15 protein-coding genes and 1 pseudogene are annotated in these 18,967 nt (G+C 64.3%); 4 read left to right on the plus strand and 12 right to left on the minus strand.

Translation table 11 applies throughout. The features are described from left to right. Positions 1-89: 89 nt before the first annotated feature. From QRN22_RS23490 to edd, 4 genes are read right to left on the minus strand one after another with little or no spacing between them, the layout of a single operon-like run. Positions 90-1,547, minus strand: coding sequence for an ATP-binding protein (locus tag QRN22_RS23490; RefSeq protein WP_042554087.1), 1,458 nt, complete (start codon positions 1,545-1,547; stop codon positions 90-92). Beyond that, positions 1,537-2,271: a response regulator gene (locus tag QRN22_RS23495; protein ID WP_042554086.1), complete on the minus strand. Its 735-nt coding sequence runs from the start codon at positions 2,269-2,271 to the stop codon at positions 1,537-1,539. Before QRN22_RS23495 ends, QRN22_RS23490 begins: the two co-directional genes overlap by 11 nt. A gap of 53 nt (positions 2,272-2,324) precedes the next feature. After that, on the minus strand, positions 2,325-3,290 hold the full coding sequence (locus QRN22_RS23500) for a glucokinase (RefSeq protein ID WP_042554085.1): 966 nt from the start codon (positions 3,288-3,290) through the stop codon (positions 2,325-2,327). Beyond that, positions 3,287-5,116: a phosphogluconate dehydratase gene (gene edd / locus QRN22_RS23505; RefSeq protein WP_042554084.1), complete on the minus strand. Its 1,830-nt coding sequence runs from the start codon at positions 5,114-5,116 to the stop codon at positions 3,287-3,289. The genes QRN22_RS23500 and edd overlap by 4 nt, the downstream gene beginning before the upstream one ends. Before the next feature lie 129 nt (positions 5,117-5,245). On the opposite strand from edd, the gene gap reads away from it, so the two are divergent. Continuing rightward, positions 5,246-6,247, plus strand: coding sequence for a type I glyceraldehyde-3-phosphate dehydrogenase (gap, locus tag QRN22_RS23510; RefSeq protein ID WP_042554083.1), 1,002 nt, complete (start codon positions 5,246-5,248; stop codon positions 6,245-6,247). 187 nt (positions 6,248-6,434) lie between these two features. Beyond that, positions 6,435-6,998 (plus strand): GTP cyclohydrolase I FolE, encoded by a 564-nt coding sequence (folE, locus tag QRN22_RS23515; protein ID WP_042554082.1) that lies wholly within the window; start codon positions 6,435-6,437, stop codon positions 6,996-6,998. 239 nt (positions 6,999-7,237) lie between these two features. Here folE and QRN22_RS23520 read toward each other — a convergent pair whose 3' ends face one another. Beyond that, positions 7,238-9,004, minus strand: a complete 1,767-nt coding sequence (locus QRN22_RS23520) for an ABC transporter transmembrane domain-containing protein (RefSeq protein WP_042554081.1) — start codon at positions 9,002-9,004, stop codon at positions 7,238-7,240. A gap of 160 nt (positions 9,005-9,164) precedes the next feature. On the opposite strand from QRN22_RS23520, the gene QRN22_RS23525 reads away from it, so the two are divergent. Continuing rightward, positions 9,165-10,886 (plus strand): FAD-dependent oxidoreductase, encoded by a 1,722-nt coding sequence (locus tag QRN22_RS23525; protein ID WP_042554080.1) that lies wholly within the window; start codon positions 9,165-9,167, stop codon positions 10,884-10,886. Between the two features lie 27 nt (positions 10,887-10,913). Next, positions 10,914-11,746, plus strand: a pseudogene (locus tag QRN22_RS23530) (aldo/keto reductase). A gap of 114 nt (positions 11,747-11,860) precedes the next feature. Here the strand turns inward: QRN22_RS23530 and pcaC are convergent. The 7 genes from pcaC to QRN22_RS23565 all read right to left on the minus strand — a co-directional run bounded on the left by pcaC (position 11,861) and on the right by QRN22_RS23565 (position 18,942). Continuing rightward, positions 11,861-12,259, minus strand: coding sequence for a 4-carboxymuconolactone decarboxylase (gene pcaC / locus QRN22_RS23535; RefSeq protein ID WP_042554079.1), 399 nt, complete (start codon positions 12,257-12,259; stop codon positions 11,861-11,863). Between the two features lie 34 nt (positions 12,260-12,293). After that, on the minus strand, positions 12,294-13,085 hold the full coding sequence (gene pcaD / locus QRN22_RS23540; RefSeq protein WP_042554078.1) for a 3-oxoadipate enol-lactonase: 792 nt from the start codon (positions 13,083-13,085) through the stop codon (positions 12,294-12,296). Positions 13,086-13,103: 18 nt separating this feature from the next. Then, on the minus strand, positions 13,104-14,468 hold the full coding sequence (locus tag QRN22_RS23545) for a 3-carboxy-cis,cis-muconate cycloisomerase (protein ID WP_042554077.1): 1,365 nt from the start codon (positions 14,466-14,468) through the stop codon (positions 13,104-13,106). 18 nt (positions 14,469-14,486) lie between these two features. After that, entirely contained in the window at positions 14,487-15,800 is a 1,314-nt protein-coding gene (locus tag QRN22_RS23550; RefSeq protein WP_042554193.1) for an MFS family transporter, read from the minus strand. A gap of 306 nt (positions 15,801-16,106) precedes the next feature. Further along, entirely contained in the window at positions 16,107-17,312 is a 1,206-nt protein-coding gene (gene pcaF / locus QRN22_RS23555; protein WP_042554076.1) for a 3-oxoadipyl-CoA thiolase, read from the minus strand. After that, positions 17,309-18,091: a CoA-transferase subunit beta gene (locus QRN22_RS23560; protein WP_042554075.1), complete on the minus strand. Its 783-nt coding sequence runs from the start codon at positions 18,089-18,091 to the stop codon at positions 17,309-17,311. Before QRN22_RS23560 ends, pcaF begins: the two co-directional genes overlap by 4 nt. Next, positions 18,091-18,942, minus strand: coding sequence for a CoA transferase subunit A (locus tag QRN22_RS23565; protein ID WP_042554074.1), 852 nt, complete (start codon positions 18,940-18,942; stop codon positions 18,091-18,093). The genes QRN22_RS23560 and QRN22_RS23565 overlap by 1 nt, the downstream gene beginning before the upstream one ends. Positions 18,943-18,967 lie beyond the last annotated feature (25 nt).

The raw sequence follows: 18,967 nt of genomic DNA on the forward strand, positions 1-18,967 counted from the left end.
ATCCCCGGGTGCTCATGGCAAGAGTCTACTGGTGGCCGCGCATCCCTCAGGTAACGAAGCCCGGTCGCTTCGTCACCATCTCGTGACATTCAATCCGGCGACCGTGGCAGCTGAAGCGTCACCCGCAGCCCGCCCTCACGCAGATTCTGCAGGCTCACCTCGCCACCATGACTGTGGGCGATATTGCGCGCGATACCCAGCCCCAGGCCGTAGCCCTGCTGTTGCCCGGCCAGACGGAAGTGCGGCTCGAAGACCTGCTCCAGGCGCTGCTCGGGAACGCCGGGCCCTTCATCGTCGACATGCAGCACGTAGGCTCCCTCGTCGTCCTCGACGTGCAGATGAGCCTTGTGGCCGTACTTGAGGGCGTTGTCGATCAGATTGCCAATGCAGCGCCGCAAGGCCAGGGGCTTGCCCGGATACACCGCCTTGGCTTCACCATGCAAGGTCACCCGACCGTTGCCAGCTGGCGCCAGACAAGGCTCGACCAGGCAGTGCAGCAGGAGGTTGAGGTCCACGGGCTCGATGTTTTCGTGGATATCGGTGTCCTTCACGCACTGCAGTGCACCCTTGACCAGCAGCTCCAGCTCGTCCAGATCCCGGCCGAACTTGGTCTGCAACGTCTCGTCGTCGAGCAGTTCGACGCGCAGACGCAAACGCGTGATCGGTGTACGCAGATCATGGGAAATGGCGCTGAAGAGTTGGGCGCGCTCGGTCAGGTAACGGCTGATGCGCTCGCGCATGGCATTGAACGCCCGGCCCACCTCGACCACCTCACGACCGCCGCCCTCGAGCACCGGCTCGACGTCGGCGCCCAGGGACATATGCCGAGCGGCGCGTGCCAGACGCTTGAGCGGCCGACTCTGCCAATGCACCAGAATGCCGATGAACAAGAGCAGAAAGCCGCTGCTGAGCAGGATGAACCACAGCTGCTGGGTCGGCAGTACCGGCTCCTCCAGGCTGGTGTAGGGTTCGGGCAGCAGCGACGCGATATACAACCACTCACCGGGCGCCAGCTGGATCTGCGTGACCAGCACCGGTGGATTGACCGGTTCCAGGGTCAGGGCGTAATGCGCCCAGGAGCGCGGCAACTCGTCGAGCTTCAGGCCACCGTTGAAGATCCGCAAGTCATCCGGGCTGACGAAGGTCACGGAAATGTCCGCGCTGTTGCCAAGCGACTCTCGCAGCACCTCGCTCACGGCCTGGATCACCGCCTGCTTGCGCGGCGTGACCGGCAGCAGATGCATCGACAGGGGTCGATCGTTGAGGCTGACGACGAAACGCGTGCCGCCCATGCTGCGCAATTGGTCGAGGACCATCGGCCGGTAGGCGACCGGCAGCGAGCGGAAGTAACGCACGCTGGCCGACATCGAATGGGCCAGACTGCGTGCCGTGGTCACCAGCCCTTCGAGCTGCGTGGCGCGCAACTGCGACAGCCAGATGGCGCTGGACAATGCCTGGGCGACCAGCACCGAGAGCAGGGTCAGCAACAGCATTCGCCCCAGCAGCGATCGCGGAATCGGCAACAGCCGACGCCAGTCAACGCGCATGGCCGGCCTGGGCGGTAACGGCGGCGGCCAACTGGTAACCGCTACCGCGCACGGTACGGATCAGGCGCGGCGGTTTGTCGGTGTCACGCAGGCGCTGGCGCAGGCGGCTCACGGCCATGTCGACGATGCGCTCCAGCGGCATCATCTCGCGACCGCGAGTGGCGTTGCCGATGGTGTCACGGTCGAGGATCTGCTGCGGGTGATCGAGAAACAGCTTGAGCAGTGCGAAGTCGGCGCCGGACAGCAGCACTTCCTCGCCATCGAGGTGGAACAGCCGATGGCTGACCATGTCCAGGCGCCATTCATCGAAGGCCAGCACGTCCGCGCCACGCTCCTGAGAAAAGTGCACGCGGCGCAGCAGCGCCTTGATACGCGCCAGCAGTTCACGGGGGCTGAAGGGTTTGCCGAGGTAATCGTCGGCGCCCAGCTCGAGACCGATCACCCGGTCGGTCTCGTCGGAACTGGCCGTCAGCATGATGATCGGCACCTGGGCGAAACGCTGATGACCGCGTGTCCAGCGGCACAGACTGAAGCCGTCTTCGTCGGGCAGCATGACGTCGAGAATCACCAGATCCGCGCCGCCTTCGCACAGCGCCTGGCGAAAGCTGGCGCCATCCGCCACGGCGTTCACCTGCAGGCCGGCACGCCCCAGGTAGGTTTGCAGCAGTTCACGAATATCCTGGTCGTCGTCGACCAGCAGGATGGATTTTCCAGTTGGGCTCACATCGATAATCCTTATTGTTGTTATCGGCGACGCTTGGACACGCTATTTGTCCGCTAACTCCGTAGAAGGTGTTGTTGTGCAGCCACCCCTGCACCCACCAGGCCGGGGTATTCGGCAGTCACCAGCCAGACGGGCAGGCCATCGAAATAATCGCTCATGCAGCCTTTGTCTCGAAAGCTGCGGGAGAAACCGCTGGCCATGAAGAAGTCGGCGAAACGCGGCACCATGCCGCCAGCGATGAATACACCGCCACGGGCGCCCAGCGTCAGCACGTTGTTGCCGGCGACGCGACCGAGCAGGCAGCAGAACAGCTCCAGCACATTGACCGCCAGCGGCTCCCCCTCCAGCGCGGCGCGAGTCACCTGGGCCGCACTCAGCAGCGCTGCGGGCTGACCGTCTACCGCGCAAGCCGCACGGTACAGCGCCAGCAGCCCATTGCCACTGAGCGCACCGGCCTCGGCGCTGACATGCCCGAGCTGACGATGCAGCGCCTGCCAGATCAGCGCCTCGCGGGCACTGCCCACCGGCAGATCGACATGCCCGCCCTCGCCCGGTAGCGCGTGCCAGCTGCCATCCGGCAGCGCCAGCAACGTGCCTACGCCAAGGCCGGTTCCGGCGCCGATCACCACGGCCGGACGCTGCGGCTGCGCCACGCCTGGGCAGACGGTGATGTATTGATCGGCCTGCAGGCGAGTCATGCCCAGCGCCATGGCGGAGAAATCGTTGATCAGCAGCAGCTCGCGGACCTGCAGTTCGGCACGAAACGTCGCCCGGTCGATGCGCCACGGGTTGTTGGTGAAGCGAAAGGGGTCGACCTCGACGGGGCCGGCACACGCCAGGCAGATGGTCTCCACCTCACCGAGCGCCAGGCCCTCGGCCGCCATGTAGGCCTGGATAGCCTGCTCGACGGTAGCGTGATCGGCAGTCGCCGATACACGCACCGACTCCAGGCGTTCGTCACGCCACAGGGCGAAGCGCGCGTTGGTGCCGCCAATGTCGCCAACCAGCGCCAGACTCATCGCAGCGAGTCCAGTTCTGCGGTGAAGGCACTGGCGCCCTCTTCCGCCGGGCTGAACGCGGCGCGCATGAAAGCGAACAGCTCGCGGCCGCAACCGATGCCCGTGCCCTGCGGGCGTGGCGCAGAATCGCGGGCCGCCCATTCGATCTCGTCGACCAGAATCTGCAGGCGGCCCTCCACGCCATCGACGCGAATCACGTCACCGTCGCGCACCCGGGCCAAGGGCCCGCCATCCCAGGCTTCCGGGCTGACATGAATGGCCGCCGGCACCTTGCCGGACGCACCGGACATGCGCCCGTCGGTAACCAGCGCCACCTTGAAGCCACGATCCTGAAGGATGCCCAGATAAGGGGTGAGCTTGTGCAACTCGGGCATGCCGTTGGCCTTGGGGCCCTGGAAGCGCACCACCGCGACGAAATCGCGCTCCAGCTCGCCCGCCTTGAAGGCTTCGGCGAGGTCCACCTGGGTCTCGAATACCCGCGCCGGGGCTTCGACCACCTGATGTTCCGGTGCCACTGCCGAGACCTTGGCCACACCATTGCCAAGGTTACCCTTGAGCACGCGCAGCCCGCCTTCCGGCGAGAACGCTTCCGGCACGCCACGCAGAATATTGCGATCCAGACTCTGCTCCGGGCCCTGCCGCCAGACCAGGCCGTTGTCACCGAGGAACGGCTCCTGGGTGTAACGCGACAGGCCATGGCCGGCGACGGTGTAGACATCTTCGTGCAGCAGCCCGGCATCGAGCAGCGTGCGCACCATGAAGGGCACACCGCCGCAGGCGTGGAAGTGATTCACGTCGGCCTGGCCGTTGGGGTAGACCTTGGCCAGTGTCGGGGTGATCGCGGACAGGTCGGCCATGTCCTGCCAGGTCAACTGAATGCCGGCGGCACGGGCGAAGGCTGGAATGTGCAGGGTGTGATTGGTCGAGCCACCGGTGGCGTTGAGCGCCACCACCGAGTTGACGATGGCCTTCTCGTCGATGATCCGGCACAGCGGTGTGTACTCGCCGCCCTGCCGGGTCAGGCGCACCACCTGATGCGCGGCCTCGGCGGTCAGCGCGTCACGCAGCGGCGTGTACGGGTTGACGAAGGACGAGCCTGGCAGGTGCAGGCCCATGATTTCCATCACCACCTGATTGGTGTTGGCGGTGCCATAAAAGGTGCAGGTGCCGGGGCTGTGATAGGACTTCATCTCCGATTCCAGCAGCTCTTCGCGGGTCGCCTTGCCTTCGGCGTAGAGCTGGCGGACTTCGGCCTTTTCCTTGTTGGGGATGCCCGAGGGCATCGGCCCGCCCGGCACGAAGATCATCGGCAGGTGGCCGAAACGCAGGGCGCCGATCATCAGCCCCGGGACGATCTTGTCGCAGATGCCCAGCAGCATCGCCGCATCGAACATGTTGTGCGACAGCGCCACGGCGGTGGACATGGCGATCACCTCGCGGCTTGCCAGGCTCAGCTCCATGCCCGGTTCGCCCTGGGTGACCCCGTCGCACATGGCCGGCACACCGCCCGCCACCTGGCCGACCGAGCCCACCGCGCGCAGCGCCTGCTTGATCAGTTCGGGATAGTGTTCGTAGGGCTGATGGGCGGAAAGCATGTCGTTGTAGGCGGTGACGATGCCGACGTTGGCCTCGTTCATCAGCCGCAACCGCTGCTTGTCTTCAGTGGAACCACAGCCGGCAACGCCGTGGGCGAAGTTGGCGCATTGCAATGCGCCACGGTGCGGACCGTCACTGTCGGCGGCGGCCATCTGCGCCAGGTAGCGCTCGCGGGTTGCGCGGCTGCGGGCGATCAGGCGGTCGGTTACCTCGAGGATGCGGGGATGCATAGTGTACTCCAGGCTAACAGGTAGCAATTCGAATTGTATTTTTATCAAAATACTGACAGCTAAAACGCTTGATTTCTACTTTCATGAGAATAATCTTGTTTTTAAAACAACATATAAGGATCAGCGCTCATGACACTGCGAATTGCCATCAATGGTTTCGGCCGCATCGGCCGTAACGTTCTGCGTGCACTCTATACCCAGAGCTACCGCGAAAACCTGCAAGTCGTCGCGATCAACGATCTGGGTGACAGTGCAATCAATGCGCACCTTCTCAAATACGACAGCGTACACGGCATTTTCGATGCGTCCGTCGAGGTCGACGGCCAGAACCTGATCATCAATGGCGATCGCATTGCCGTCAGCGCCATCCGCAACCCGGCGGATCTGCCCTGGAAAGACCTTGCCGTCGACGTGGTCTTCGAGTGTACCGGTCTGTTCACCGACCGCGACAAGGCTGCTGCACACCTGACTGCAGGCGCTCGCAAGGTGATCATCTCCGCCCCCGCCAAGGGCGCTGACGCCACGGTGGTCTACGGCGTCAACCACGACAGCCTGCGCGCCAGTCATCAGATCATCTCCAATGCCTCCTGCACCACCAACTGCCTGGCGCCGGTCGCCCAGGTGCTGCAGCGCGAGCTGGGTATCGAGAGCGGGCTGATGACCACCATTCATGCCTACACCAACGACCAGAACCTCTCCGACGTCTACCACAGCGACCCATTCCGCGCGCGCTCGGCCACCCAGTCGATGATTCCCACCAAGACCGGTGCAGCCGAAGCCGTCGGCCTGGTGCTGCCGGAGCTGGCGGGCCGCCTGACCGGCATGGCGGTGCGGGTACCGGTGATCAACGTGTCGCTGGTCGACCTCACCGTGCAGGTGCAGCGCGACACCAGCGCCGAGGAGATCAATGCTCTGTTGCGCGCCGCCAGCCAGCAATCGAACGTGCTGGGTTACAACGAACTGCCGCTGGTGTCCTGCGACTTCAACCACAATCCACTGTCGTCGATCTTCGACGCCAACCACACCAAGGTGAACGGCCGGCTGGTCAAGGTACTGGCCTGGTACGACAACGAGTGGGGCTTCTCCAACCGCATGCTCGACACCTGCCTGGCGGCTCACGCAGCCAAATGAGTCACCGCCCACCAGTGCGGCGAGGCATCGAAGCCGATTACGCTCGGTAAATCGCCGTGAGCGGATTACAATTGCCGCCCGCTTGAACCTCAATGCCGGCCATTGACGCCAGACCGCTCTGGTCGGCGTCGCCAGCCGGGCCGGCAGGCAGCAGGTACATTGTCATCCGAACATCACTGGAAGCCGCATGGACTCTAGCCGTAACACTCTCGAACAGCATTACACCGCGATCCTCGGCCAACTGGGTGAAGACGTCTCCCGCGAAGGCCTGCTCGACACGCCCAAGCGCGCCGCCAAGGCCATGCAGTACCTCTGCAACGGCTATGAGAAGACTCTGGAAGAAGTCACCAACGGTGCACTGTTCAGCTCCGACGCCAGCGAGATGGTGGTGGTGAAGAACATCGAGCTGTATTCACTCTGCGAGCATCACCTGCTGCCCTTCATCGGCAAGGCCCATGTTGCCTACATCCCCAATGGCAAGGTGCTGGGCCTCTCCAAGGTGGCGCGCATCGTCGACATGTATGCCCGTCGCCTGCAGATCCAGGAAAGCCTGAGCCGGCAGATCGCCGAGGCGATCCAGCAGGTCACCGGCGCCCTTGGCGTGGCTGTGGTCATCGAAGCGAAGCACATGTGCATGATGATGCGCGGCGTGGAGAAGCAGAACTCCTCCATGGTCACCTCGGTGATGCTCGGCGAGTTCCGCGAAAACGCCGCGACCCGCAGCGAGTTCCTCAGCCTGGTCAATAGCTGAAACCGAGCACTCAGCGCTTACTGTAGAAACGTCGCCCCGGTGCGAAACGATGCTGGCGTCACCGCGATATCGGCGCCGCCTGTACCATTCGCCGCGGGGTCGCGGCTCCTACGAATGGGGAGAGAGCTGCTTCCGTAGGAGCGTCGCCCCCGGCGCGAAACGGTGGTGGTCATTGCGCACTGTTACGGTATGACCACCAATCGCCGGTAAACCGACTCGCGCCGCTCCTGATACCCGCCTCAGGTTTTCTCCACGAACTGCAACTCGGCCAGCCGCGCGTAAAGCGGGTTGCCGGCGACCAATTCGGTGTGCTTGCCCAAGGCAACCAATTGTCCCTGATCGAACACGGCGATGCGGTCCGCGCTCTTCACCGTCGCCAGGCGGTGGGCGATCACCAGGGTGGTGCGGCCACGCATCAGTTCGGGCAGCGCCTGCTGGATCAGGTGTTCGCTCTCGGCATCGAGGGCACTGGTGGCTTCGTCCAGCAGCAGGATCGGCGCATCAACGAGCAACGCACGGGCAATGGCCAGGCGCTGACGCTGGCCACCTGAAAGGCCCAGCCCGGCATCGCCCAGATGGGTCTGATAGCCCTGCGGCAATCGCTCGATGAACTCATGGGCATGGGCCGCACGGGCAGCGGCTTCCACTTCGGCGCTGCTGGCATCCAGGCGCCCGTAGCGGATGTTGTCTTCCACGCTGCCGAAGAACAGCGCCGGGTGCTGGGAGACCAGCGCGAAGTTCTCGCGAAGGGCGTGCGGGTCGAGCCGATCGATCGGCAGGCCGTCGATGAGGATTCGCCCCTGCTGCGGGTCGTAGAAGCGCAGCAGCAGGTCGAACAACGTCGACTTGCCCGCCCCGGACGGACCGACGATGGCCAGGGTTTCACCGGGCACCACCGTCAGATCGATGCCCTGCAGGGCGAGGCTTTCCGGGCGGGTCGGATAGGCGAACGACAGCCCCTGAACCTCGATGCGCCCCTGCACGGGCGGGGTCGGCAGCAGCGCACCCTCGAGCGGCGCATGGATCTCGTTGCGCGCGCGCAGCAATTCGCTGATGCGCTCGGCGGCGCCGGCCGCGCGCTGCAACTCGCCGATCACTTCGCTAAGGGTGCCGAACGAGGAGCCGACGATCAGGCTGTAGAACACGAACGCAGCCAGCTCACCGCCGCTGATGCGCCCGGCGATCACGTCCATGCCGCCGACCCAGAGCATCACGCCAACGGCGCCAAGCACCAGCACGATCACCACGGTAATCAGCCAGGCACGCTGGGCGACGCGCTTGCGCGCCGTATCGAACGCAGCCTCGGCGGACAGGCCGAAGCGGCGACGGTCCTCGGCCTGGTGGTTGTAAGCCTGTACCGTCTTGATCTGCCCGAGCACTTCGCTGACGTAACTGCCGACATCGGCGATGCGGTCCTGACTGAGCCGCGACAGCTCCCGTACGCGGCGGCCGAACAGCAGGATCGGTGCCACCACCAGCGGCAAGGCAGCCAGCACGATGGCGCTCAACTTGGGGTTGGTGACCACCAGCAGGATCATGCCGCCAACCAGCATGATCAGGTTGCGCAAGGCCATCGACAGGGAAGAACCGATCACCGACTGCAGCAGCGTGGTATCGGCGGTCAGTCGCGACTGGATCTCCGAGCTGCGATTGTGCGCGTAGAAGCCCGGGTGCAGCCCGACCAGATGGTCGAATACCCGCTTGCGAATGTCCGCCACCACCCGCTCACCAAGCCAGGACACCAGATAGAACCGGGTGTAGGTACCGACCGCCAGGGCCAGCACCAGCACGAAGAACAGCAGAATCGAATGGCGCAGCGCTTGCGGCGATTGCGTGGCCAGGCCCTGATCCACCAGCAGTTTGATGCCCTGCCCCATGGACAGGGTAATCGCTGCGGTAAACAGCAGCGCCAGCAGCGCACCGGCCACGCGCCCACGATAGGGGGCGATAAACGCCCACGACATGCGCAGGGCCTCGCGCTGGCGGGAAGACAAAAACAGGTTCATGGCAGGCTCGAAGGCTGATGGCAGAAGGGCTCTAGCCCATCAGATGGGGCCGTGCGGGGTAAACATCAAGCGCGGGGAGTGTTCTTGGCGACAGCGCGCCGTTGAAATTAATATATGGAACTCGATTCCAAAAATAATCATAAGCCGTCAGGAGCCCCTCATGCCCGCCGTTCCTCCCACCCCGCTCCCCCAACAATCCGACCTGCTGGTGGTCGGCTCCGGCGCCGCCGGGCTAGCTGCCGCAGTGACCGCCGCCTGGCACGGCCAGAAGGTGGTGCTGGTGGAGAAGGACGCTGTTCTCGGCGGCGCCACCGCCTGGTCCGGTGGCTGGGCCTGGCTACCGCGCAACCCGCTGGCACGCCGGGCGGGCATTGAGGAAGACATCGAGCAGCCGCTCACTTACCTGCGCCACGAACTTGGCGAGCACTTCGATGGCCAGCGCGTCGCGGCCTTTCTCGAAGCCTGCCCGCATATGGTGGCGTTCTTCGAACGACACACGGCCTTGCAGTTCGCCGACGGCAACGCCATCCCGGATATGCATGGTGATACGCCGGGGGCCGCCACGGGTGGCCATCAGGTGATCGCCGCCCCCTATGATGCCCACGAAGTGCTCGACCTGCTGCCGCGCCTGCGCAAGACCATGGCGGAAACCTCGTTCATGGGCATGCCGATCATGGCCGGAGCTGATCTGGGGGCTTTCCTCAGCATGACCCGCTCACCGAAGTCCCTGTGGCACGTGGTTCGTCGCTTCAGCACTCACCTCTACCACCTGGCCCGCTACGGCCGCGCCATGCATCTGGTCAACGGTGTGGCGCTGGTCGCACGGCTGGTACGCTCTGCCACTGATCTGGGCGTGACGATGATCGAATCGGCGCCCGTGGTTCGCCTGCATCGGCAGGACGGTCACGTCAACGGCGTGACGATCCGGCACAAGGATGGCGAGCATTTCATCAGCGCCCGCGCAGTGATTCTCGCCGCTGGCGGCTTCCCCAACGATCCACTGCGTCGCCGGCAACTGTTTCCCCGCGATGCCAGCGGCCGGGACAACCTGGCGCTGCCACCCACCTCCTGCTCGGGCGACGGGCTGCGCCTCGGTGAGGCGCTAGGCGCTCAGGTCGACACCCGGCTGAAGTCGCCCGTCGCCTGGGCGCCGGTTTCCAGAGTGCCGCGCCGCGACGGCAGCAGCGGCCACTTCCCGCATATCATCGAGCGTGGCAAGCCGGGCATCATCGGCGTACTGGCCAACGGCAAGCGTTTCGTCAACGAGGCCCACGGTTACTACGACTACGTTTCGGCCATGGTCGAGCAGGTGCCGGATGGACAGGAAGTCTGTTCCTGGCTGATCTGCGACCATCGCTTCCAGCGTCGCTATGGCCTGGGCTTCGCCCGCCCGGCTCCCGTGCCGCTGTGGTCGGCACTGCGCAGTGGCTACCTGCAGCGCGCTGCCAGCGTAGAACGACTGGCACTGCAATGCGGTATCGATCCGGTTGCCCTGGCGACCACGGTGGCGACCTTCAATCAGTACGCGCGGGCGGGCGACGATCCCGAGTTCGGCCGCGGCAGCACCGCGTTCAACCGGAAACAGGGCGATCCGTTGCATCCGGGACCCAACCCCTGCGTCGCGCTGATCGAACAGGGCCCCTTCTATGCAGTCAAAGTAGAGCCTGGCTGCTTCGGCACGTTCGCCGGCCTGAAGACCGACGCATCGGCCCGCGTACTCGATGTCGAAGGCCTGCCAATCAGCGGCCTGTACGCCGCTGGCGCGGACATGGCCAGCGTGTTCGGCGGCCACTACCCCTCCGGCGGTATCAACCTGGGGCCCGCCCTCACCTTTGGCTACCTCGCCGCGCGCCACGCGGCGGGCATCGACGCCTACGAATAGTCACCCGTTGTCATCAGGAGTACTCACATGCAGGCCATCCGCAATCGTTACCAACTGAACATGCCGAAACTGGGGCTGGGCACCTGGCCCATGCGCGACGACGAATGCACCCGCGCGGTGCATCAAGCCCTGGAGATCGGCTACCGACATATCGATACCGCCACGGCCTACGAGAACGAAGCGGCAGTCGGCAAGGCGCTGGCGGCCACCGAGGTGGCGCGCGAGAAGATCCACCTGACCACTAAGGTCTGGTGGGACAAGCTGCAGCCCGATGCCATCCGCGCCTCGCTCACCGAAAGCCTGCAGGCGCTGCGCACCGAGTATGTCGACCTGTTCCTGATCCACTGGCCAGGCAACGCCGGCAGCCTGAAAGGTGATGGCCTGCACCGCGCCTGGAGACACTGGCGGCACTGCGTGACGAGGGCACGACGCTGAACATCGGCGTCGCCAATTTTCCGCTGCCGCTGTTGCGTCAGAGCATCGAGGAGTTCAAAGCCCCGATCGCCGCGATTCAGGTGGAATATCACGTGCTGCTCGATCAGCAACCGATGCTCGACTACGCCCGCGAACACAATCTGGCGTTCACCGCTTACTGCCCATTGGCCCGTGGTGAAGCCGCGCAACTACCAGAAATCCGCCAGATTGCCGCCAAGCACGGCGTATTCCCCAGTCAGGTGGTGCTGCAGTGGCTGCTTGCTCAGGACCACGTGGCAGCGATCCCCAAGGCCAGCGGCGTGGAAAACCAGCGGGCCAACCTGGCCGCTCTGGACATCCGCCTCGACGATGAAGACCGCGCGCTGATCGCCAGCCTGCCCAAGGATCGCCGCCTGGTGAGCCCGGACTTCGCACCGCAGTGGTAAGCCGATAAGCGAAAGCCCCGCGTCTGCGGGGCTTTCGCGTAGCCTGGGTCGAGCGGAGCGATGCTCGAATCGCCTGGTAGAAGAAAACAGCGTCTTCCACCCTACGAAACGTGCCTACGCCTTGTTCAGCGACTCGACGCCGACTTCGTCCCACAGCTCTTCCGCGAGGTGGAAGGTCGCATTGGCAGCGGGAATGCCGCAATAGATCGCGCTCTGCATGATCAATTCCTTGAGTTCCTCACGGGTGACGCCATTGTTCTTGGCAGCCTTGAGGTGCAGCTTCAATTCACCCTCGCGGTTCATGCCGATCAGCATGGCGATGGTGATCAGGCTGCGGGTATGGCGCGGCAATCCCGGACGCGTCCAGATATCACCCCAGGCATGACGGGTGATCATTTCCTGAAATTCTTCGTTGAACGGCGTCAGCTTTTCCAGGCTGCGGTCGACGTGGGTATCGCCCAGCACCGCGCGGCGCACCTGCATGCCGGCTTCGTAGCGTTGTTTCTCGTCCATCGGTAACTCCGGTTTCATGGGGTAGAGCGCTCAGTCATTTGGCGCGCAGAAAATCCAGCACACGCCGGGTGAACAACTCGCCTGCCTGCACGTTGGACAGGTGCGCGGCGTCGAACTCGACCAGCTCGGCACCGGCGATGCGTTCCTGCATGAAGCGGCCATGCTCCGGCGTGGTCACCGCATCGCCGGTACCGCAGACGATCAGGGTCGGCGCCTCGATCGCAGCGATCTGCTCACGGTAATCGGCATCGCGTACCGCCGCGCAGTTGGCCGCGTAGCCCTGGGGCGAGGTCTGCGCCAGCATGGTAACGATGGGGTCGACCTTTTCCGGGTGCTTGGCAGCGAATGGCGGGGTGAACCAACGCTCGATGGAGGCATCGCGCAAATCGCGCATGGCCTTCTCGCCCCCCTTGAGCACGGTGTCGATGCGGGTGCTCCAGATCTCATCGGTGCCAATCTTGGCGGCGGTGTTGCACAGCACCAGGCGCTGCAGACGCTCGCCGGCGTTGAGGCCGAACCACTGACCGATCAAACCGCCCATGGACAGGCCACAGAAATGCACCGTGTCGATGTTCAGCGCGTCGAGCAGCGCGAGGACGTCGCGGCCGTTCTGTTCGATGCTGTAGAAGCCGGAGCTGACCAGCGATTGGCCATGGCCACGGGTGTCGTAGCGCAGCACACGAAAATGCTCGCTGAACGCCGGCATCTGCGCGTCCCACATGTGCAGGTTGGTGCCCAGGGAATTGGACAGCACCAGCACCGGCGCATCCGCCGGGCCTTCGAGTTTGTAGTTCAGGTCGCCATCGGCGAGGGATACCACGGGCATGACAATCTCCTAGATGATCTACGAATTCAGTTCGCGGCTCTGCGCCACGGCACGCTCGACCCAGCGGCGCGCCTGGCCCAGGTAATGGGCAGGATCGAGCAGGTGATCCAGTTCTTCCGCGGACAGCTGGGCAGTGACCTCGGAATTGGCGCCCAGCACTTCACGCAGATGAGCGCCCTCCTTCACCGCCTGTTTGCAGCACTGCTCGACCAGGCGGTGAGCCGCGTCACGACCGATGCGTTGCGCCAGGGCGATGCTCACCGCCTCGGCCAGCACCAGGCCACGGGTCAGGTCGAGGTTGCGGGCCATGCGCCCGGCATCCACCTCGAGCCCTGGCACCACCAGCAGCGCTTGCTGCAAGGCACCGGACACCAGGCAGCAGAGCTCCGGCAGGGTCTCCCATTCGGCATGCCACAGGCCGAGGCTGCGCTCGTGCTCCTGAGGCATGGCCGCGAACATGGTGGCAACCAGGCCGGGCGCGCGGGTCGCGGCGCCGATCAGCACCGCAGCGCTGACCGGGTTACGCTTGTGCGGCATGGTCGAGGAACCGCCCTTGCCTGGCGCAGAGGGCTCGAACAACTCGCCGGCCTCGGTCTGCATCAGCAGGCTGAGGTCGCGGCCCAGCTTGCCCAGGCTGCCGGCGATCATGCCAAGCAGGCTGGCGAACTCGACCAGACGATCGCGCTGGGTGTGCCAGGGCTGTTCAGGCAGTTGCAGATCCAGCTCAGCCGCCAACGCTTCGGCCACCGGCCAGGCCTTGTCGCCCAGCGCCGCCAGGCTGCCGGACGCCCCACCGAACTGCAGGCACAGCAGGCGCGGTTTGATCTCTGCGAGACGCTGGCGATGGCGGTCGACCGCCCCCAGCCACCCAGCGATCTTCATACCCAAGGTTACCGGCGTGGCGTGCTGCAGCCAGGTGCGCCCGGCCATGGGCGTGGCCGCATGGCGCTCGGCCTGTTCGGCCAACAGTCGGCTCAAGGCATCGAGGTCGTTTTCCAGCAGCACGATGGCGGCGCGCAGTTGCAGCACCAAGCCGCTGTCCATGGCGTCCTGGCTGGTGGCGCCCAGGTGCACGTAGCGCTCGGCCTCTTCACTCTGCGCGGCGATGCGTTTGCCCAGCGCCTTGACCAGCGGAATCGCCGAGTTGCCGGCGCTGCCGATGGCGATGGCCAGGGCATCGAAATCATAGAGTTCGGCCCGGCAGGCAGCCTCGATATCGGCGACCACTGCCGCGGGAATCACGCCGACCGCAGCCTCGGCCCTGGCCAGCGCCGCCTCGAAGTCGAGCATGCCCTGCACGCGGCCATGGTCGCTGAACACCTCACGCATCGGCGCACTGGTGAAGTAGGCATCGAACAACTGGCTGCAGGGCCTTGAACTCATACTGCTGAAACTCCGTGGTCAATGATCATGGTGTAGGTAACTGGCCTGGCGCGGCAGACGCAAGCTGACCAGAAAGGCCAGCACCATCATGCCCGACACGTACCAGTAGAAGGTTTGCTCCAGGCCAATGGACTTCAGGCCCAGGGCCACGTATTCGGCAGACCCGCCGAATAGCGCATTGGCTACCGCGTAAGCCAGGCCGACGCCCAGGGCGCGGACTTCCGGCGGGAACATCTCGGCCTTCACCAGGCCGCTTATCGAGGTATACAGGCTGACGATGGCCAGGGCCACAATGATCAGCAGGAAGGCCACCACCGGATTGTGCACGGTCTGCAGCAGCGCCAGGATCGGCCAGGTGAAGATCGCCCCCAGGGCACCGAACCAGAGCATAGAGGTGCGTCGACCGATGCGATCGGACAAGGCGCCGAACAGCGGCTGCATGATCATGAACAGAAACAGCGCAGCGGTCATGATGCCGCTGGCGGTCTTGGCGCTCATGCCTGCCGAATTGACCAGGTACTTCTGCATGTAGGTGGTGAAGGTATAGAAGATCAGCGAGCCACCGGCGGTATAGCCAAGCACGGTGAAGAACGCCGCTTTGTGGTGCTTGAACAGGTAGGCGATGCTGCCCGACTCCTTGTTGCCGATCTGGTCCTTCTTGGCGGTCTCGTCCAGCGAACGGCGCAGGTAGAAGGCCACCACGGCAGCCAGGGCACCGATCACGAACGGGATGCGCCAACCCCAGGCACGCAGCTCATCTTCGGTGAGCAGTTGCTGCAGGATCACGACCACCAGCACGGCCAGCAATTGCCCGCCAATCAGCGTGACGTACTGGAACGACGCGAAGAACCCGCGCTGCCCCTTGAGCGCCACTTCGCTCATGTAGGTCGCCGTAGTGCCGTACTCGCCGCCCACCGACAGCCCCTGGAACAGGCGCGCCAGCAATAGCAGCAGCGGTGCCAGGGCGCCGATGCTGTCATAGGTCGGCATGAAGGCGATGGCCAGCGACCCCAGGCACATCATCAGCACGGAGATCATCATCGAGACCTTGCGTCCGTACTTGTCGGCAACCCGGCCAAATACCCAGCCGCCAATCGGTCGCATCAGAAACCCGGCAGCGAATACACCTGCGGTATTGAGCAACTGGACGGTGGGGTCGTCGGACGGAAAGAAAGCTGGCGCGAAGTAGATCGCGCAGAAGGCATACACGTAGAAATCGAACCACTCGACCAGATTGCCCGAGGAAGCGCCGACGATGGCGAAGATGCGCTTGCGGCGCTCTTCCGGGCTGTAGTTCGGGGCTTCGTACACCGTGCTGGCTTCGGAACTCATCATGGATACTCACTGGTAAGGAACGGGACGGTTCCCTACTCCGACTTACATGTAACCAAATGATTCGAGCATTATTACCCCGCCTGATCGCTTGCACCGGTACCGGACACGGCGGCGTGGAGCCCTGTCCGATACCGAAGCAAACAAACTCTGGGACCTGTGGGCATATCGCCGGACTCTTGGCGGTCGTCGATGTTGGTGGGCTGAAGCCCACCCTACAAGAGACAAGCACCCGACGTAACGTAGGGTGGGCTTCAGCCCACCAAACAGCGCATGAGTAACGCCCCATGGTCGATCTGCAGGTTTCTAGACGCGCTCGATCGCCAATGCCAGCCCCTGGCCGACGCCCACGCACATGGTCGCCAGACCGAGCTTGCCGCCGGTCTTTTCCAGGTGGTGTACGGCAGTCAGCACCAGGCGGTTGCCGCTCATGCCCAAGGGGTGGCCGAGGGCGATGGCGCCGCCGTTCGGATTGACCTTGGGGCTGTCGTCCGCCAGGCCGAGATCACGGGTGACCGCCAGCCCCTGAGCGGCGAACGCCTCGTTCAGTTCGATCACGTCAAAGGCATCGATATCGAGGTTCAGGCGGCTCAGCAGCTTGCGTACCGCCGGTACCGGGCCGACACCCATGACCCGAGGGGCCACGCCACCGCTGGCCATGCCGAGTACCTTGGCGCGGGCCTTGAGGCCATATTTCTGCACCGCTTCGGCAGACGCCAGGATCATCGCCGACGCCCCGTCGTTGAGGCCCGAGGCGTTGCCTGCAGTCACCGTCTTGTCCGGGCCGTTGACCGGCTTGAGCTTGGCAAGTGCCTCGGCGGTGGTGTCGGCGCGAGGGTGTTCGTCGGTATCGACGATGCTTTCACCCTTCTTGGTCTTGATCACTACCGGCACGATTTCCTCGGCGTAGTAACCACTTTGCTGCGCCACGGCGGCACGCTGCTGGCTGCGCAGACCGAAGGCGTCCTGGTCGGCACGGCTGACGCCGTAATCTTCGGCCACGTTGTCACCGGTCACCGGCATCGGGTCGACGCCGTAGCGCTCCTTCATCGCCGGATTGACGAAACGCCAGCCCAGGGTGGTGTCTTCGAGCTTCTGGCCACGGCCAAAGGCACTGTCCGCCTTGCCCATCACGTATGGCGCGCGGGTCATCGATTCGACGCCGGCAGCGATGGCCAGCTCCATTTCCCCGGAAGCGATGGCTCGGAAGGCAGCACCCACCGCTTCCATGCCCGAGGCGCAGAGGCGGTTGAGGGTCACGCCAGGCACCGTCTCCGGCAGGCCAGCGAGCAGCAGCGCCATACGGGCGACGTTGCGGTTGTCCTCGCCGGACTGATTGGCGCAGCCCATGAACACTTCATCGACCGCCGACCAGTCGACCTGCGGATTACGTTCGATCAGTGCCTTCAGCGGAATGGCTGCCAGGTCGTCGGCGCGTACCGCGGAGAGGCCGCCATTGAGCCGACCGATCGGCGTACGCACCGCATCGCAAATGAATACATCGCGAGTCATTCGTCACTCCCCTTCTGCCCATGGGCAGCGGCGGTGCGTGCTTCCAGATCACGCAGCGCAGCCAGTTCTTCGGCTTTCGGCGCTTCGGTGGTGGTCACGTTGTCGGCGAAACGGATCTGCCAGCCGGTGTTCTCGACCACCTGCTCACGGCTCACGCCCGGATGCAGGGAGGTAACGATGAATTCGTTGCTGCCCGCTTCCGGCTCCATGATGCACAGGTCGGTGATGATCGCGACCGGGCCGTCGCCCGGCAGGCCGAGGCGCTTGCGGTGATCGCCACCCTCGCCATGGCCCACCGACGTGATGAACGCCAGCTTGTCGACGAAGGTGCGATGACCCTGCTTGAGGATGATCAGCACCTTCTTGGCGCTGCCAGCGATTTCCGGCGCGCCACCGGCACCCGGCAGACGCACTTTCGGCGCATGGTAATCACCGATCACCGTGGTGTTGATATTGCCGAACTTGTCGACCTGGGCCGCGCCGAGGAAGCCGACATCGATACGACCGCCCTGCAGCCAGTAGCGAAAGATCTCGCCGGTCGGCACCACGGTATCGGCCGTCTCGGCCAGCTCACCATCACCGATGGACAGCGGCAGCACGGTGGGCTTGGCGCCGATCGGGCCGGATTCGTAGATCAGTACCACTTCCGGGGCGTGGGTCAGACGCGCCAGGTTGGCCGCCTTGGACGGCAAACCGATGCCGACGAAGCAGACGCTGCCATTGCCGAGGCGGCGCGCGGCGGCCACGGTCATCATTTCATTGGTGTTGAACTCGCTCATCACTTGGCCTCCCCGTTAACCTTCGCCTGGTACTGCGCAAAATCCTCGGTGCCACGGATGTATTCATCGATCCAGGCAGTGAAGGTTTCACGGTCGCGGGCGATGGGATCCCAGGCCTGGTAGAAGCGGTTGTCACGCTCGTAATAGCCATGGGCATAGGATGGATGAGCACCGCCCGGCACCACACAGACGGCAGTCAGTGCCCAGGTCGGCAGTACGCAGGCGTTCATCGGTGCTTGCAGGTCGTCGACGATTTCCTCGACGGTGACGATGCAACGCTTGGCAGCCAGAGCGGCCTCCTTCTGCACACCGAGAATGCCCTGAATCAGCACGTTGCCCTTGCGGTCGGCCTTCTGCGCGTGGATGACGGTGACGTCAGGACGCACGCTCGGTACGGTAGCCAGGCTCTCGCCGGTGTACGGGCATTCGATGAACTTGATTTCCGGGTTGACCTTGACCAGGTCCGAGCCCTGATAGCCGCGCAGCACGGCGAACGGCAGATTGGATGCGCCAGCGACGTAGGCGTTGGCCATCGCCGCGTGGCTGTGCTCGCTGATTTCCAGCTTGTGCGGCCAGTGCTTCTCGACCGCGTCGCGCAGACGGTGCAGGGAGCCGACACCGGGGTTGCCACCCCAGGAGAAAATCAGACGCTTGGCGCAACCCGCACCGATCAGCAGGTCATAGACCAGATCCGGTGTCATGCGCACCAGCGTCAGGTCTTTCTTGCCCTGACGGATCAGTTCATGGGAAGCCGCAGTGGGAATCAGATGGGTGAAGCCTTCGAGGGCGATGGTGTCACCGTCGTGAACGAAGCGCTCAACCGCCTCGCGCAGGGAGAGAATTTCAGCCATGGTCGTTCTCGTCTTATTGCTCTGG

This window comes from Pseudomonas sp. MEJ086 (assembly GCF_030209025.1).
Taxonomy (GTDB): domain Bacteria; phylum Pseudomonadota; class Gammaproteobacteria; order Pseudomonadales; family Pseudomonadaceae; genus Aquipseudomonas; species Aquipseudomonas fulva_A.